Annotated in this window: 15 protein-coding genes and 1 pseudogene; 10 read left to right on the forward strand and 6 right to left on the reverse strand. The window is 72.1% G+C overall.

Features of this window, described 5'->3' with window-relative positions:
* Window positions 1-64: 64 nt before the first annotated feature.
* The 4 genes and pseudogenes from O7629_RS15695 to O7629_RS15710 all read left to right on the forward strand — a co-directional run.
* On the forward strand, window positions 65-1285 hold the full coding sequence (locus tag O7629_RS15695) for an ROK family transcriptional regulator (RefSeq protein WP_278170048.1): 1221 nt from the start codon (window positions 65-67) through the stop codon (window positions 1283-1285).
* A gap of 352 nt (window positions 1286-1637) precedes the next feature.
* Complete coding sequence (locus O7629_RS15700; RefSeq protein ID WP_278170050.1) at window positions 1638-4619, forward strand: glycoside hydrolase family 3 C-terminal domain-containing protein; 2982 nt, start codon at window positions 1638-1640, stop codon at window positions 4617-4619.
* Window positions 4619-5803 (forward strand): LacI family DNA-binding transcriptional regulator, encoded by a 1185-nt coding sequence (locus O7629_RS15705; RefSeq protein ID WP_278170051.1) that lies wholly within the window; start codon window positions 4619-4621, stop codon window positions 5801-5803. The genes O7629_RS15700 and O7629_RS15705 overlap by 1 nt, the downstream gene beginning before the upstream one ends.
* Window positions 5804-5879: 76 nt before the next feature.
* A pseudogene (locus tag O7629_RS15710) lies at window positions 5880-7049 on the forward strand (pyridoxal-dependent decarboxylase); the annotation flags it as partial.
* 36 nt (window positions 7050-7085) lie between these two features.
* Here O7629_RS15710 and O7629_RS15715 read toward each other — a convergent pair.
* The 4 genes from O7629_RS15715 to pyk form a co-directional block, all read right to left on the reverse strand.
* On the reverse strand, window positions 7086-8180 hold the full coding sequence (locus O7629_RS15715; protein WP_278170057.1) for a sulfite exporter TauE/SafE family protein: 1095 nt from the start codon (window positions 8178-8180) through the stop codon (window positions 7086-7088).
* A gap of 97 nt (window positions 8181-8277) precedes the next feature.
* Window positions 8278-8739, reverse strand: coding sequence for an Rrf2 family transcriptional regulator (locus O7629_RS15720; RefSeq protein WP_278170058.1), 462 nt, complete (start codon window positions 8737-8739; stop codon window positions 8278-8280).
* A 107-nt stretch (window positions 8740-8846) separates the two neighbouring features.
* Window positions 8847-9728, reverse strand: coding sequence for an acyl-CoA thioesterase II (locus O7629_RS15725; RefSeq protein WP_278170059.1), 882 nt, complete (start codon window positions 9726-9728; stop codon window positions 8847-8849).
* On the reverse strand, window positions 9725-11173 hold the full coding sequence (gene pyk / locus O7629_RS15730) for a pyruvate kinase (RefSeq protein ID WP_278170061.1): 1449 nt from the start codon (window positions 11171-11173) through the stop codon (window positions 9725-9727). Before pyk ends, O7629_RS15725 begins: the two co-directional genes overlap by 4 nt.
* A 303-nt stretch (window positions 11174-11476) precedes the next feature.
* Here pyk and O7629_RS15735 point away from each other — a divergent pair, with 303 nt between their 5' ends.
* Window positions 11477-12709, forward strand: coding sequence for an endonuclease/exonuclease/phosphatase family protein (locus tag O7629_RS15735; protein ID WP_278170063.1), 1233 nt, complete (start codon window positions 11477-11479; stop codon window positions 12707-12709).
* A 17-nt stretch (window positions 12710-12726) separates the two neighbouring features.
* On the opposite strand, the gene O7629_RS15740 is transcribed toward O7629_RS15735, so the two are convergent.
* Window positions 12727-13296, reverse strand: a complete 570-nt coding sequence (locus O7629_RS15740) for a hypothetical protein (protein WP_278170065.1) — start codon at window positions 13294-13296, stop codon at window positions 12727-12729.
* 189 nt (window positions 13297-13485) lie between these two features.
* On the opposite strand from O7629_RS15740, the gene O7629_RS15745 reads away from it, so the two are divergent.
* The 5 genes from O7629_RS15745 (at window position 13486) to O7629_RS15765 (ending at window position 16349) form a co-directional block, all read left to right on the forward strand.
* Window positions 13486-14178 (forward strand): DUF4386 domain-containing protein, encoded by a 693-nt coding sequence (locus O7629_RS15745; RefSeq protein ID WP_278170067.1) that lies wholly within the window; start codon window positions 13486-13488, stop codon window positions 14176-14178.
* A gap of 65 nt (window positions 14179-14243) precedes the next feature.
* Window positions 14244-14693, forward strand: coding sequence for a DUF305 domain-containing protein (locus tag O7629_RS15750; protein ID WP_278170068.1), 450 nt, complete (start codon window positions 14244-14246; stop codon window positions 14691-14693).
* A complete protein-coding gene (locus O7629_RS15755) occupies window positions 14690-15211 on the forward strand; it encodes a hypothetical protein (RefSeq protein WP_278170070.1) in 522 nt (173 codons plus the stop codon). The genes O7629_RS15750 and O7629_RS15755 overlap by 4 nt, the downstream gene beginning before the upstream one ends.
* Before the next feature lie 9 nt (window positions 15212-15220).
* Window positions 15221-15652: an HIT family protein gene (locus O7629_RS15760; RefSeq protein ID WP_278170071.1), complete on the forward strand. Its 432-nt coding sequence runs from the start codon at window positions 15221-15223 to the stop codon at window positions 15650-15652.
* A gap of 70 nt (window positions 15653-15722) precedes the next feature.
* Window positions 15723-16349 (forward strand): hypothetical protein, encoded by a 627-nt coding sequence (locus O7629_RS15765; RefSeq protein WP_278170072.1) that lies wholly within the window; start codon window positions 15723-15725, stop codon window positions 16347-16349.
* A gap of 25 nt (window positions 16350-16374) precedes the next feature.
* Here O7629_RS15765 and O7629_RS15770 read toward each other — a convergent pair whose 3' ends face one another.
* Window positions 16375-17121 carry a hypothetical protein gene (locus O7629_RS15770; protein WP_278170073.1) on the reverse strand — a complete coding sequence of 249 codons (747 nt, stop codon included), beginning with the start codon at window positions 17119-17121 and terminating at the stop codon, window positions 16375-16377.
* Window positions 17122-17130: the final 9 nt, after the last annotated feature.

The raw sequence follows: 17130 nt of genomic DNA on the forward strand, positions 1-17130 counted from the left end.
CGCCGGCCCGCCGGGCATCCGGCCCGAGCCACCCGGCCGGGACCCGGGGCGTAACGTGATCACCATGCGGAGCGGCCCGCAGCCAGCGGACCTGACCGACGTACGCGCCACCAACCTCGCGGTCGTGCTGCGCTACGTCCGGGCCAACGCGCCCTGCTCCCGGGCGGACATCGCCGGTGCCACCGGGCTCAACAAGGCCACCGTCTCCAGCCTGGTCGCCGATCTGATCGACCGCCGCCTGGTCCGGGAGATCGGCCTCACCGAACACCGCATCGGACGCCCGGCCACCATGCTGGTCGTCGACGGTGACGCGTACGCCGCGATCGGCATCGAGATCAGCGCCGACCACCTGACCGCGGTCGCGCTCGACCTGGCCGGCGGTGAGCTGCTGTCCTGGCGACGCGCCTTCACCGGGCTGGCCGCCACCCCGGGCAAGGCGGCCAGCACGGTGGCCGCACTGGCCGGCCGGGCGGTGAACCGGGTGACCCGGCAGGGGCGGCAGGTGCTCGGGCTCACCGTCGGGGTACCCGGCCTGGTCGACCAGCAGGGCCGGGTCAGCCTCTCCCCCGAACTGGGCTGGCGCGACGTCGACCTGCACGCCGATCTGGTCCGGGCGCTGCGCGGGCCGGCGTACGAGGTGGTGGTGGACAACGACGCCCAGCTGGCCGCGCTCGCCGAGCACCGGCACGGGCCGTACGCCGGCACCGCGAACCTGGTGCACCTGACCGGCGGTGCCGGCATCGGCGCGGGGCTGGTGGTGGACGGGCGGCTGCTGCACGGCGCGCGGGGGTTCACCGGCGAGGTCGGTCATATTCAACTGGATCCGCAGGGTCCGCCGTGCCGCTGCGGGGCGAACGGCTGTCTGGAGGCGTTGGCCGCCGTACCCGCGCTGATCCGCCGGGTGCTGCCGGACGCCGAGGTCGACGGGCCGGTCACCGACTTCGCGCCGGAGATCGACCGGGTACGGGCGGCGGCGCGCGCCGGCGATCCGGCGGCTCTCGACGCGCTCGCCGAGGTCGGCCGGCACCTCGGCACCGGGGTGTCCATCCTGGCCAACCTGATCAACCCCGAGGTGGTGCTGCTCGGCGGTTACTACGTCCCGCTCGCCCAGTGGCTGCTGCCGGCGGCCCGGCAGCAGCTCGCTGACCGTACGGTGGCTCCGGCGGCCGGTGGCACCCAGCTGGCAGCCTCCGATCTGGCCGGCGGCGCGGCGGCGATCGGCGGCGCGGCCCGGGCGATCGCCGCGATCGACAACGGCCGGATGCCGGTACGCCCGGCCGGCTGACCGCACCGGCGGCCGCCGCCCGGCTGACCAGCGGCCCACTGCGGTGGCCCGGGGCGGCGGCCGGGGCCGGCGACGGCGGCTGACATCAATTTGTGGCGGGCAGCCCCTTGACCGTCCGTACTGATGGATGTCAACCTCAAAGGGCTCCACGGTTAACACGGCTGAAATCGTGTCGACAGTGGAGCGTTTTTGGGACGGTCGTCGAAGCGCTTCGAGCCAGCGCTTCCCGGGCTGGCGGCCAACCTCCACCGCGTACCGACGCCTGCCCGTGATCCGGTGACCGCGGCGGTGCCCGCACCGCCGCGGCGACCCACACGGGTGCCCTTGCCGATCCCGGAAGGCGATCCACGTTATGAGCGACAGCACGTTCCGCGACCCCGACCAACCCGTGGCCGCCCGGGTCACCGACCTGCTCCGCCGGCTCACCCTCGACGAGAAGATCGCCCTGCTGCACCAGCATCAGCCCTCGGTGCCCCGACTCGGCCTGCCCGGCTTCCGCACCGGGACCGAGGCGCTGCACGGGGTGGCCTGGCTCGGCCCGGCGACCGTCTTCCCGCAGGCGATCGGGCTGGGTTCCAGCTGGGACCCGGACCTGCTGCGGCGGATCGGCGAAGCGGTCGGCGACGAGGTACGCGCGTTCCACCACAAAGACCCCGTCGGCGTCGGACTGAACGTGTGGGCGCCGGTGGTCAACCCGCTGCGGGATCCACGGTGGGGCCGCAACGAGGAGGGCTACGCCGAGGACCCGTGGCTGACCGGGGTGCTGGCCACCGGTTACGCCAGCGGACTGCGCGGCGACCATCCCTACTACCTGCGGACCGCGCCGACCCTGAAACACTTCCTCGGTTACAACAACGAGACCGACCGGGCCACCACCAGCAGCAACCTGCCGCCCCGGGTGCTGCACGAGTACGAACTACCGGCGTTTCGCGCCCCGATCGCCGCCGGTGCCGCGGTCGCGGTGATGGCCGCGTACAACCTGGTCAACGGCCGGCCGGCGCATCTGAGCCCGCTGATCGACGAGCAGCTGCGCCGGTGGACCGACGACGACGTCCTGGTCGTCGGCGACGCGGGAGCGGCCACCAACATCGCCGGCGCCCAGGGCTACCACCCGGACCACGTCACCGGCTACGCGGCGGCGCTGCGCGCCGGGATCGACAGCTTCACCGAGGACGACACCGACTCGCTGCCGACCGTCGCGCGGATCACCGAGGCGGTGGCGCGCGGACTGCTCGCCGAACCGGACATCGACCGCGCGGTCCGCCGGATCCTCTCCGTCCGGATCCGGCTCGGTGAGCTGGATCCACCCGAACGCAACCCGTTCGCGACGACCGGCACCGATGTGATCAACTGCCCGGCCCACCAGGACCTGGCCCGGATCGCGGTACGCGAGTCGGTGGTCCTGCTGCGCAACGCACCGACGGAGTCCGGATCCGACCCGGTGCTGCCGCTGGACCCGGACCGGATCCGGCGGGTCGCGGTGGTCGGCCCGCTCGCCGACACACTCCACACCGACTGGTACGCCGGATCGATGCCGTACGCGGTCACCGCCCGCGCCGGGCTGACCGCGCGGCTGCCGATGGCGACCGTGACCCACCACGAGGGAGTGGACCGGATCGCGGTGCGGCTCGGCACCTCGGCGACCTACCTGCAGGCCAGCGGCGCGGCCGCCGGTGGACCGCTGCGGGCCGACAGCACGGCGGGCGGACCGCCGCGCGCCGCCGCGCCGGAGGCGGCGCCGCAGTGCTGCTTCGACGTGTTCGACTGGGGCGACGGGGTGGTCGCGCTGCGCAGCGTCGCCAACGGCCGCTACCTGGCCGCCGGCGACGACGGGGTGCTGGTCAACGACCGGTCCGGGCCGGGCGGGTGGGTGGTCAACGAGACCTTCCGGCTGGTCCGCGCCGCCGACGGCCGCACGGCACTGCACCACCTGGCCCGGGACCGCTACGTCACCGTCGGCCCGGACGGGCTGGCGCGGGCCGAGGCCGCCAGCGTCGACACCGCCACCAGGTTCACCGTCGAACTGGTCACCGATGGCGCCCGGGAGGCGGCAGCACTGGCCCGCGACGCCGACGTGGCGGTGGTGGTGCTCGGCAACCATCCGATGGTGTGCGGGCGGGAGACCGAGGACCGGGTCGACCTGGCGCTACCCGCCGCCCAGGCGGCGCTGCTGCGGGCGGTCCGGGCCGCGAATCCGCGCACCGTGCTGGTGCTGGCCAGCAGCTACCCGTACGCGGTGGAGTGGGCCGACCGGCACGTCCCGGCGATCGTCTGGTCCGCACACGGCGGTCAGGAGTACGGCACCGGGCTGGCCGAGGTGCTCTGCGGGGACACCGATCCGGGCGGCCGGCTCACCCAGACCTGGTACCGGCGTACCGCGGACCTGCCCGACCTGTTCGACTACGACGTGATCGCCTCGGACGCGACCTACCTCTACTTCCGGGGGGAACCGCTGTACCCGTTCGGCCACGGCCTGAGCTACACCTCCTTCGACTACCGCGACCTGCGGTTGTCGGCCACCGAGGTAGGTGCCGACGGCACGGTCGAGGTCAGCGTCACGGTGTGCAACAGCGGAGCGCGGGCCGGGACCGAGGTGGTGCAGCTCTACACCCGCCAGCGGCACTCCCGGGTCAAGCAGCCGCTGCGCCAACTACGTGCCTTCCGCAAGATCAGCCTCGCGGCGGGGGCGCAGACCACGCTCCGGTTCCGCCTCGCCGCCGCCGACCTGGCGACCTGGGACGTCACCCGGGACCGGCCGGTGGTGGAGAGCGCCCGGCACACGGTGTCGGTCGGCCGGTCCAGCGCCGACCTGGTGGCGACCACCACCCTGACCGTACGGGGTGAACGGATCGGGCCCCGCGACCCGCTGGCCGGCCCGTTGTGGGCCGCTGACAACGACGACTACGCCGGCACGGCACCGGCCGACCATCCCGAGGGTCGGGACGCGGTGGGCGCGGCGGAGGACGGCGGTTGGATCGCGTTCACCGACGTCGACTTCGGCTCCGGGCCCACCGCGGTCACCGCCCGCGTCGCGCACCGGCCGCCCCGGGAGGGGGCCGGGGCCGACCCCGGTGCCGTCGGCCGGGCGGCGGACGGGTCGACGGTCACCCTGCGGCTGGACGATCCGCTGGCCGGCCCGGTCGCCGGTACGCTTCCGGTACCGGCGACCGGCGGCCGCGACGACTGGGCCGAGGTACGGACGGAGCTGCACGGACTGTCCGGAACCCGAGACCTGTATCTGCTTTTCAGTACGGCAGGCGCTACGGTGAGCTACCTGAGTTTTGCCGGGACCGCCACTGACGGTCCGGCCAGGGACATGGATGGAGGAGCCTAGTGTCAACTCCGTCACAGCCGACCGGCGCCGGGCCGGACCCCGCCGGGCCCGGCCCGGCGCGGGACCGGGCCGGGAAGCGGGCCGACATGGTGACGATCGCCGACGTGGCCCGGCACGCCGGCGTCGCGGTCAGCACGGTGTCCTATGTGCTCAGCGGCAAGCGGGCGATCTCGGCGACCACCCGGGAACGCGTACTGGCCAGCATCCACGCCCTCGGCTACCACCCGCATGCCGGCGCCCGAGCGCTGGCCAGCCGCCGGGCGAACGTGATCGCGCTGGTGCTGCCGCTGCGCTCCGGGATGCACCTGCCGGTACTGATGCAGTTCGCCACCAGCGTGGTCACCACCGCCCGGCAGTTCGACCATGACGTACTGCTGGTCACCGCCGACGAAGGGCCGGCCGGGCTGCGCCGGATCGCGGTCAGCGCCATGGTCGACGGCATCGTGGTGATGGACGTGGAGATGCACGACCCACGCGTACCCCTGCTGCGTGAACTCGAACGGCCCAGCGTGCTGATCGGTTTCCCGGCCGAGTCCGCCGGTCTGACCTGCGTCGACCTGGACTTCTACCGGGCCGGCGAGGCCTGCGTCGAGCATCTCGTCACGCTCGGCCACCGGCAGCTCGCCCTGCTCGGAGCCCCGGCGGTGGTCTACGAACGGGAAACCGGCTTCGCCCACCGGACCAGGGCCGGCTTCACCGAGACGTCGGCCCGCTGCGGCGTCACGGCGGTCGCCCAGCCGTGCGAGGAGAACTACGACGCGGTACGCCGCGAACTGGCCGGGCTACTGCACCGGCACCCAGGGCTCACCGCGCTGGTGGTGCACAACGAGGCGGCGGTCGGGCACGTGCTGGCCGCGTTGCCGACCCTGGGTCGACGGGTCCCCGACGACATCTCGGTGGTGGCGATCTGCCCGGACGAGGTCGCCGAGCGGTCCGGTCCGGCGCTGACCTCGGTGCTGATTCCGGCCGAGGAGGTCGGCCGGCAGGCGGTCAGCCTGCTGATGCGCAAGGTCCAGGGCGACGCGGTGCCGGCCGCCACGCTGCTCGACCCACGGTTGACCGTCCGGGCCAGCACCGGCCCCGGCCCCGCCGCCGCGCTGCCGGGCGCCGAGGCCGGAGACACCGCCGTCGCAGGCACCGGGCCGGAGACAATGGTGGCGCTTGCCCGCCGTACCGATTCCTGATCAACTCGACCGCATGGCAGGCGACGCATCCGCTCCGGGCACCACGCCGGGCGCAGAAACCCCGGCCGGCGGGCACATGTCGGCGGACGAGTTCCGCCGGGCCGGGCACGCGGTGGTCGACTGGATCGCCGACTACTGGCAGACCCTGGAGAAACATCCGGTACGGCCGTCGGATCCGCCCGGTACGGTGGCCCGGGCGCTGCCGGTGACGCCGCCGGAGCACGGCGAGCCGTTCGACCGGATCCTCACCGACCTGGACCGGGTGGTCGTCGGCGGACTCACCCACTGGCAGCACCCTGGCTTCTTCGGCTACTTCCCGGCCAACACCTCGGCCCCGAGCGTGCTCGGCGACCTGGTCAGCGCCGGCCTCGGCGTCCAGGGCATGCTCTGGGCCACCAGTCCGGCCTGCACCGAGGTGGAGACCGTGCTGCTCGACTGGCTGGCCCAGCTGCTCGACCTGCCGCAACGGTTCCGGTCGGGGTCCACCGGTGGTGGCGTCATCCAGGACTCGGCGTCGTCGGCGACGCTGGTGGCCACCCTGGTGGCGCTGCACCGGGCCAGCGGCGGCACCTGGCGCACGGCGGGCACCGCAGCCGGCTACACCGTCTACACCTCGACCGAGGGCCATTCGTCGATCGAGAAGGCGGCCCGGATCGCCGGGGTCGGTGATCAGGGCGTACGGCTGATCGACGTCGATCCGGTGACGCTGGCGATGCGGCCGGACGCGTTGCGCCGGGCCCTCGACGACGATCTGGCCGCCGGGCGGCGACCGGCGATCGTGGTCGCCACCGTGGGCACCACCTCGACCACCGCCGTCGACCCCGTCGAAGAGATCGGCGCGATCTGCGCCGAGTACGGGGTGTGGCTGCACGTGGACGCCGCGTACGCCGGCGCGGCGGCGGTCTGCCCGGAGCTGCGCTGGACGCACGCCGGGCTGGAGCGGGCCGACTCGTACTGCTTCGACCCGCACAAGTGGCTGCTGACCGGGTTCGACTGCGACGCGTTCTGGGTGGCGGACCGGGCCGAGCTGGTCGAGGCGTTGACGGTGATGCCGGAGTACCTGCGCAATGCGCTCAGCGACGCGGGCACGGTGATCGACTACCGGGACTGGCAGGTGCCGCTCGGTCGTCGGTTCCGGGCGTTGAAGCTGTGGTTTGTGCTGCGCTGGTACGGCGCGCAGGGGCTGCGGGCGCACATCCGTTCGGCGGTGGCGCACGCGGCCTGGTTCGCCGACCAGGTACGCGCCGACGACCGGTTCGAACTTGTCACGCCGGGGCCGTTCTCACTGGTCTGTTTCCGGTTGCGCGGCCAGCCCGACGAGGTCAACTCCGCCCTGCTGGCCGGGGTGAACGCCAGCGGCTCGGTGCTGCTGACCCACACCCGGGTGGCGGGCCGGTTCACCTTGCGGCTGGCCGTCGGCGCGCCGCGTACCGAGCGACGGCACGTCGCCGCCGCCTGGGAGCTGATCTCGGACACCGCCACCGGGCTGCTCACCGACCAGCGCTGACCGTCGCTGGTCACGACGGGCCGCGCGCAGCACCCGGACGGCCAGCCCGAGGGCCAGCGCCCAGCCGACGACGATCACCGCGTACCCGGTGAACCTCGGGGCCGGGGGCAGCTCGACGGCGCGCATCAGCGACCGGGCGTTGGTCAGCACGATGAGACCGCCGACCGCGGCGCCGAGCAGTTGTGCCGGCACGATCCGCACGAGGTAGGCAGCCAGCGGGGCGGCGAGCAGGCCACCGGCCAGCAACGCCGCGACGACGGGTAGGACGAAACCCTGGCCGCCGAGCCCGATCAGGAAGCCGGCGCTGGCCGCCGCCGCGACGAGGAACTCCGAGGTGTCCACCGAGCCGATCACCTTGCGTGGCTCCATCCGCCCGGAGACCAGCAGCGACGGTGTGGCGACCGGGCCCCACCCGCCGCCTCCGGTGGCGTCGATGAAGCCGGCGGTCAGCCCGAGCGGGGTGAGGAACCGGCTGCGCAGGGGTCGGCTGACCCGCCGGGACGGGATCGGCCGGGCGAAGCGGATCAGCAGGTACACCCCGAGGGCCAGCAGGATCCCGGCCATCCACGGCCCGGCGGCCTCGGTCGAGACGGAGCTGAGGACGGTGGCACCGGCGAAGGCACCGACCGCGCCAGGTACGGCGATCCGGCCGACGACCCGCCAGTCGACGTTGCCGAACCGCCAGTGCGCGGTGCCGGAGGCGAGCGTGGTGCCGATCTCCGCCAGGTGCACCGAGGCGCTCGCCGAGGCCGGGGCGATTCCGGCGAGCAGCAGCAGGGTGGTCGAGGTGACTCCGTACGCCATTCCCAGCGCGCCGTCCACCAGTTGAGCGAGCAGCCCGACGAGGGCGAGGACCAGCAGCTTTCGCACAGCACACCTACTTGGGATAGCAAACCTATCGGCTTAGTAGAGAATGCGGGCGGCCGGTGCTGTTGTCAAGCACGCGAACGAAGCCAGCCGCAGCCGGTCAGGTCCAGGCGCGTGGGTTGGCCGCGAGATCCCGGATCCGCTCGGGGAGTTTGCCGGTGGCGACGTCGGCCACGGTGACCGACTCGAGGATCTCCCGCTCGCTGGCCCGCAACGCGATCCAGACGTCCTGCAGCGCGACCGCCGCACCCTGGTAGCCGAGCTCCTCCGGCCGGTGCCCCCGCACGTGGGCGAGCGGGCCGTCGATGACCCGGATGAGCTCCGCGAGGCTGATCTGCTCGGCGGGACGGGCCAGCCAGTAGCCGCCGTCCGGGCCGCGCTGGGCCTGCACCACGCCGGCCCGGCGCAACTGCAGCAGGATGCCCTCGAGGAACTTCGGCGGGATGCCCTGGGCCCGGGCGACCTGCTCGGCAGTCAACACGACCCGCGCCGACGCCGCAGCCGCGACCGCCAGCTCGGCGGCGGCCCGCAGCGCGTAGTCGACCCGGGCAGAGAGACGCATACCTCTCAGGTTACGGCACTGTTTCCATTATCGGACCGGCCGACCGCGACGTCGGTCATCTACCCTGGTCACGGTCGCCCGAGCGCCGGGTCAGGCTGGCGGCCCGGTCACCCGCCGACCCGCCGGACCAGTCCTTCCTGCACAGCGCTGGCGATGTGCCGGCCGTCGCGGGTGAACATCCGACCAGTGGCCAGCCCTCGCCCGCCGGCGGCCGACGGACTCCAGCAGTCGTAGAGGAACCATTCGTCGGCCCGGAACGGCCGGTGGAACCACAACGCGTGGTCCAGGCTGGCCCCGATCACCCCGCCCGGACCCCAGACCTCGCCGTGCACGGACAGCACCGAGTCGAGCAAGGTCAGGTCGGAGGCGTAGGTGAGTACGCAGGCGTGCAGCAGCGGATCGTCGGGCAGCTTGCCGTCGGCGCGGATCCAGACCCGCTGGTACGGGTCGGCCGGCCGGTCCCCGGGGGCGACCAGACCCGGTTCGCCGACGTACCGCACGTCCATCGGCCGGGGGATCACCGCCCAGACACCGAGCCGCTCCGGATAGCGGGCCAGCCGCTCCACCATGGTCGGCACCGCCTCCGGCGGCGGCACGTCCGGTGGCTGCGGGGCCTGGTGGTCCAGCCCGTCCTCGGGCCGGTGGAACGACGCCGACATGAAGAAGATCGGTTTGCCGTGCTGGTACGCCACCGAGCGGCGGACCGAGAAGGACCGGCCGTCGCGGATGTTCTCCACCTCGTAGTCGATCGGCTCGGCACCGTCGCCGGGGCGGACGAAGTAGCCGTGCAGCGAGTGCACCAGCCGCTGCGGGTCGACGGTCCGCCCGGCGGCGACCAGCGCCTGACCGGCGACCTGGCCGCCGAAGACCCGCTGCGGCCCCACCTTGGGGCTCGTCCCGCGAAACGCCGACGGCCCGGTCCGGGTCAGGTCGAGCACCTCGAGCAGCTGGTCGACGGCGGCCTGCCCGCCAACCGGATCACCGGTCACTGCAACGCCCGGGCCGCCGCGGCGTCGACGAGGCTACCAAGCTGGTGCACCCGCAGCGTGTTGGTGGAGCCGGGGGTGCCGACCGGGCTGCCGGCGACGATCACCACGTACTCGCCGGGATTGGCCCGGCCGAGGCCGAGCAGTGCCTGGTCGACCTGGCGGAACATGTCGTCGGTGTGCTGCACGAACGGCATCAGGAAGGTCTCCACCCCCCAGGAGAGGGCAAGCTGGTCGCGCACCTCGGCGACCGGGGTGAAAGCCAGCAGCGGCAGCTCGCACTGCAGCCGGGAGAGCCGACGTACGGTGTCACCCGTCTGGGTGAAGGCGACCATCGCCTTGGCGCCGATCGCCCGCGCGATCTGCGACGCGGCCGAGGTGAGCGCACCGCCGTGGGTACGGGGGTCGTGCTGCAGCCGGGGAACCGAGATCGAGCCGTGCTCGGTCGTCGTGACGATCTTGGCCATGGTGCTGACCGTGAGCACCGGGTACTTGCCGACGCTGGTTTCGCCGGAGAGCATCACCGCGTCGGTGCCGTCGAGCACCGCGTTGGCCACGTCGGAGGCCTCCGCGCGGGTCGGCCGCGAATTCTCGATCATCGAGTCGAGCATCTGGGTGGCGACGATGACCGGCTTGGCGTTCTCCCGGCACAGCTGCACCGCGCGCTTCTGCACCAGCGGCACCTCGTCGAGCGGCAACTCGACGCCCAGGTCGCCCCGGGCCACCATCACCCCGTCGAACGCGTCGACGATCGCCTCCAGGTGGGTGACCGCCTCCGGCTTCTCGACCTTGGCCAGGACGGGTCGGCGAACCCCCTCCTCGTCCATGATCGCGTGGACCAGCTTGATGTCCTCGGGCGACCGGACGAACGACAGGGCGATGAAGTCGGCGCCCAGGCCGAGCGCGAACCGCAGGTCGTCGGTGTCCTTGTCCGACAGGGCCGGCACGCTGACCGCGACGTTCGGCAGCGAGATGCCCTTGTTGTTGGAGACCGGCCCGCCCTCGACGACCAGCACCCGGATGTCGTTGCCGTCCACCGCGCTGACCTCGACGGCCACCTTGCCGTCGTCGATCAGCAGCCGGTCCCCGGGGCGAACCTCCTGGGGCAGCTTGCGGTAGGTGCAGGAGACCCGCTCCCGGCTGCCGATAATGTCGTCGCTGGTGATGACGACCGAGTCGCCGGTGCGCCACTCGTGCGGCCCGTCGGCGAACCGGCCGAGGCGGATCTTGGGGCCCTGCAGGTCGGCCAGCACGGCGACCGCCCGGCCGGCGGCCTGGGCCGCCTCCCGGACCAGCTGGTACACCTGCTGGTGGTCCTCGTGGCTGCCGTGGCTGAAGTTCAGCCGGGCCACGTCCATGCCCGCTTCGACGAGCCCACGGATACGCTCCGGGGACGCGGTCGCGGGGCCAAGCGTACAAACGATCTTTGCGCGGCGTGTCACGCCCATGAGGCTAGTCTCTCCCCTGAACCGGCCGATCGGCCGACCCTGTCTGATGTCCGAACGGAAGTGCCCACCAGCGCTCGGCGCTCCGCGAGACATCGTACTGGTGGGTGGAACCGCGACGGTGGACCGGCGGGCATCGACGACCGCGCTCTCAGGGTAGCGCGGTAGTTGACCATCGCGGTACGGCCGGACGGCCGACGCCCGGACGTTCGGAGATCATTCGCCGAACCGTCACATAGATCCGGTTAACTGGTCACCACACGACCGGAGGGTGGCACGGTGACACAGCGGGTACGGACACGAACGGTGACCGCTCTGATGGCGATGATCGCCACCGGTCTGGCGGCAGGACTGGCGCCCGGGACGGCGACGGCAGCCGGTACACCGGCCGGTGGGCACGACGGCATCCGGTTCGCCACCTTCAACGCATCGCTCAACCGGGGCGTCGACGGCGGCCTGGTGGCCGACCTGTCCACTCTGGGCGATCGGCAGGCCGCCAACGTCGCCGAGGTGATTCAGCGGGTCCGCCCCGACGTGCTGCTGATCAACGAGTTCGACCACGACGCCGAGGGGCGGGCCGTCGAGCTGTTCCAGCGCAACTACCTGTCCCGCGGCCAGGGCGGGGCCAGGCCGATCCACTACCCGTACCGGTTCAGCGCCCCGTCGAACACCGGCGTACCGTCCGGGCACGACCTCAACCGCGACGGTACGGTCGGCGGCCCGGACGACGCGTACGGCTTCGGGCTGTTCCCCGGCCAGTACGGCATGGCGGTCTACTCGCGTCACCCGATCGACCGGCAGTCGCTGCGCACCTTCCAGACGTTCCGCTGGCGCGACATGCCGGGGGCGCTGCTGCCGGACGACCCGGACACCCCGGAGCCCGCCGACTGGTACTCCCCCGAGGCCCTCGCGGACGTCCGGCTGTCGTCGAAGAGCCACTGGGACGTGCCGGTGCGGATCGGCCGGCACACCGTGCATCTGCTGGCCAGCCACCCCACGCCGCCGGTGTTCGACGGCCCGGAGGACCGCAACGGCCGGCGCAACCACGACGAAATCCGGTTCTGGGCCGACTACGTCACCCCGGCCCGGTCCGGCTACATCTACGACGACCGGGGCCGCCGCGGTGGGCTGCGTCCGGGTACCCGGTTCGTCATCGCCGGTGACCTCAACTCCGACCCGTACGACGGCGACAGCATCCCGGGATCGGCCCAGCAGGTCACCGGGCATCCGCTGGTCGACGACCGGCGACCGCCGACCAGCGCGGGCGGGCCGGCGGCCAGCCAGCGCCAGGGCGGGGCGAACCTGACCCACGAGGGCGACTCCCGCTACGACACCGCCGACTTCGCCGACGGTACGCCGGGCAACCTTCGGGTCGACTACCTGCTGCCCAGCCGCCGGCTGCGGACGGCGGGCGGCGGGGTTTTCTGGCCGACGCCGGACGATCCGCTGTTCCGGCTGGTCGGCGACTACGACCCGGCGCTGCCCGGCGGGTTCCCGACCTCGGACCACCGGCTCGTCTGGCTCGACCTGCGCTGCTGAGCGGCGGTTCCGCGCGGTCAGTCGGTGCCGGTGGCGGCGAGCGATCCCGGTGGGCGGGCGTCGCGGGAGGCGATCGCGTTCATCGGGATCTGCGCCGCGCGCACCCCCATGTCGAGCCGGGCCCGCTGGTAGAACTGCGCCCGGGCACGGCGGTAGTCGGCGAACCCGGTACGCCAGGTCTGTTCGTCGACCGGTTCGTCACCGGTGGCAAAGGCCTCCAGCCGCCACAGCGTATCCGTGAGTGCCTGCGCGGCGGCGATGGTCGGCCCGTCGGCGAGCAGCAGGATCGACTCGAAGCACACGGACCGGTCCGACTCAGCCTGTCCGAGCCGGGCCAGCCCTTCCTCGCGGTCGATCGGGCTGATCGCGGTGACCAGACCGCGGCTGGCCAGCACCCGTGAGGAGAGCAGGGCGATCTGCTTGGCGGTGGCGGCGAATTCGACGTACCCGGCGAGCCGCCGCTCGTCCCACCGCACGGACTGTTCCCGGCGCCACCGGCTGCGCTCGGTGATCCCGGTGCCGACGTAGGTGAGCACCCCGCCGACGACCACCGCGAGGATGGTCGGCAGATGTTCCTGCAGCGACATCGCACTCTCCGTCACATGTGGCCCGGGCTTCAGGGTAGGAAGCCGGCACAAGCCCGCGTGCCGGCCGCACATGCCGGTCCCCCGACGATCTCCGCTTGCCCCAGCCTTACGCCGTAAGTTAGCCTGCCTTACAGCGTAAGACCGACCGGTCGCGGCTACCGACGCCCGGAGGACGAGAGGGGAATACTCATGAGCGATCTGGTTCGCACGGCGCGGCTGACCGGCGTGTTCTATTTAGGCCTCGGCATAACCGCCATGCTCGGCTTTCTGATCGTCCGACCCCAGCTGTTCATCGCCGGCGACCCCGCAGCGACGCTGGGCAACCTGGTCGGGCACGAGACGCTCGCCCGCGTCGGCGTCGCGCTCGAGCTGGGCGTCGTCGTCACCCAGGCGCTCGCCGCCGTCTGGTTCTACCGCCTCTTCCGCACCGCCGACCCGGTCGCCGCCGGCAGCATCGGCGCGTTCGGTCTGGTCAACGCGGTGGCGATCATGGGCAGCGCGGCCATGCTCGCCACGGCCGGCGAGCTCGCGGGCGAGCCGATCGGCGACGCCGCAACCACCGTCCAGACCCTCTACCTGGTCAGCGACAACCTGTGGGGGGTCGGCAACCTGTTCTTCGGGCTCTGGCTCATCCCGATGGGCACCTGTGTGCTCCGGTCACGCTGGATGCCGCGACCGCTCGGCTGGGTGCTCGTCGTCGGCGGAATCTGCTACCTCACGAGCGGATTCCTGCTCTACCTCGCGCCCGACGCCCGGATCGTCGCCGACCTGCTCGTGGCGCCGGCCACCGTCGGGGAAATCTGGATGATCGGCTACCTGCTGACCGTCGGCGTCCGGCGACAGGTGCCGTCGCGGGTGTTACCGCACCGTCAGGGCGGGTAGGCGAAGGTTGCGGCGGATCACGTGCGACGCCGCGATCGGGCCCGACGACGTACGGAGAGCTGGCGATGATGAACCGGAGCTACCTGCGGCTGGGCGTCGCGTTGACGCTGAGTTTCGTGGTGATGCTGCTGCTGACGTACTCGATGATCTGGACCATCGACGACTTCTACCTCAACCTCAGCAACACCTACATGGCGTTGATGATGGTCGCCCCGATGGGGGTGATCATGCTCGGGGTGATGTGGATGATGTTCGGCAACCGTACGCTGAACGTGATCCTGGCGGTCGGGTTCGTCGTCCTGTTCGGGGTGGCGTTCTACTTCGGTCGACAGGAGAGCTTCATCGGCAACGAGCAGTTCCTCAAGTCGATGATCCCGCACCACTCGCGGGCGATCCTGGTCTGCGAGCGGTCGGACATCACCGACCCGGAGATCATCGAGCTGTGTGGACAGATCGTCGAGACGCAGCAGGAGGAGATCGACCAGATGAAACAGATCCTGCAGCGGTACGAGTGAGTCACGTCCGCGCGACGCTCGGCGTCGTACTCACCGTCGTCGCCATCGGGGCAGGCACCGCAGCCTGCACCGCCGACCCGTCGGAAGCCGACACCGGCCCGCCCGCCACCAGCGCCGACCCGGTCGATCAGCGGTCAGCGGCACAGCCGCCGCCGGTCGCGCCCGCACCGACGATCGCGCCGCTGCCCGACCCGATGGCCGACGCCCGGCCCGTCGCCTCGGTGGCCGCCACCAGCGGCCCGGTCTCGGTCGGCACGGTTGAGATCCCGCCCGGCCGACTGTCGGTCAGCCTCGACTGCGTCAGCGGCGGCCATGGGGATGCCGCCGCCACCAGCGGAGCTGCCGACCTCGCGGTGTTCCTCGACCCGGGGATGCGGTTCGAGCTGCAGTGCCCCGCCGACGAGGTGACGAAGACCCGCAACGTCGACCAGGACCACCCGGGCGGTCCGGTCACCATCCGGGTCGAGGCCGGCGCGGACGTGCGGTGGAACCTGCTGGTCGAGCACCAGCCGGGCTAGGCTGCGCCGGTGAACGGGTGCGTGTTCTGCCGGATCATCGCCGGGGAGTCCCCCGCGTGGCGGGTCGCCCACTCCCCCGCCGGGGTGGCGTTCCTGGACACCCGGCCGGTGTTCCCGGGCCACGTGCTGATCAGCCCGCGCCCGCACGTGGTCACCCTGACCGACCTGCCGCCGGCCGATCTGGCCGGGTACTTCTCACTGGTGCAGCGGGTCGCGGCGGCGGTCGAGGCTGGCCTGGACGCGGGCGGCACCTTCGTCGCGATCAACAACCGGGTGTCCCAGTCGGTGCCGCACCTGCACACCCACGTGGTGCCCCGGACCAGGGGCGACGGGCTGCGCGGCTTCTTCTGGCCGCGCCGCCGCTACGCCGACGACGTCGAGGCCCGACGGTACGCCGAACGGGTCGCCGCCGCGTTACCTCCCGAGCCCGATCTGCCATGAAAACAAATTGATAGACAAAAGTCAGTGACAAGATAGCTACTGTCGGCATCAGCAGCTACCGTCAGCAACGATGGCTCGACTGAATGGTCCCTACCGGCTGGCGCCGGTGGCGCTCGCACTCGCCGTACTTGTCGGCGGGTGCGGCGGTGGATCGTCCCTGCCGGAGCTGTCACCCCCGGCGTTCCGGACGACAACGGCCGAGCCGACGCCGACGCCGACCGGTCCCCGGTACGGCGCCGACGGCCTGGACCTGTGCCAACTCGTCGATCTCGACCCGCTGGCGGCCCTCGCCGTCACCGTGGAGTCCACGGATCCCACGCCACCACGGGCGACACCCGGCGCGGCGTGCCTGTTCAAGCTCGTCACCCGCAGTGGGCACCTCGGCAGCCTGCGGGTGGAGGCGGCGACGCCGGCGACAGTGGCCGATGCCGAGAGGCTGTACCGCGACCGGGGTGAGTTCACCGTCATGCTGCCGGAGGGCGGTGTGCCGGGCCTCGGCGACCAGGCGGCGGCGTTCGCCCGGCGGACGGAGCCGGGCTTCAAGTACGCCGAGTACATGATCCACGTGCGGCTCGCCAACCTGATGCTCCTGGTCTGGCTGGCCGTCGGTGGAAACGAGTTCGTCCCCACCGCCCAGCTCGCGGCCCCGGCCAGGACCATCGCCGAGGCGGCATTGGCCCTGGTACCGCACACCTGACCAGCTGCCGCCCGTCCGCCGACGGCTAACTGTTGCGTACCGCCTGCGGCCACGAGCCGTTCGGCAGCCGCGAATGGTCACCGGCCTGGGCGGCGAGGTCGCGTTTCTCGCTGATCGATCCGACGAACCGCTCCCCGATCGCCAGCAGGTTGTCCAGGCTGGCGGTCACCAGGTCGCCGACCGCCCCGGCGAGCGCGTCGATCGCCCACGGGATATTGATGACAGCCGCCGTGTCGACCGCAGCCTGGGCCAGATGGCCGGCGAGTTCCGTAACGACCCGCGCCAGCTCGACGGCGTACTCGATGTTCGACCGCGCCACGCCGAACAGCCACTGGCTGACGAACTCGGTCTTGACCACCGTCTCGTCGACAGCCCGCTGCTGGTGGCCGAGCTTGGACTGGTAGGCGGTCGCCGCCTCACCCGTCCAGCGGTGCAGGTTCTGGTCGAGCGGATCGACCACCTGGAAGGACAGCTCGGACACCGGGGTCCGGACCTCGTCGAGCCACCGGAAACTGGTGGAGATGAGCGACAGTACCGGCAGTTGATGGTCGACGGCGTGATCAACTCTGTCGAGGACCGTCTCGAGGTGTCCCCGGACCTGCTGCGACCGGTCGTGGATCCACCACTGCGCGGCGGCGCCGAGCATCCACTGCCAGCGGTTGATGTTGTCCATCGTCTCGTTGAACTTCTCCACCGCGATCTCGACGCCGGAGTGGATCTGCTCGAACGCCTCGTTGAACGGTGGGCCGTACTCCTGGTCCGGCGGTGGCATGGCCGGCTC

Source organism: Solwaraspora sp. WMMD792 (genome assembly GCF_029626105.1).
Classification (GTDB): domain Bacteria; phylum Actinomycetota; class Actinomycetes; order Mycobacteriales; family Micromonosporaceae; genus Micromonospora_E.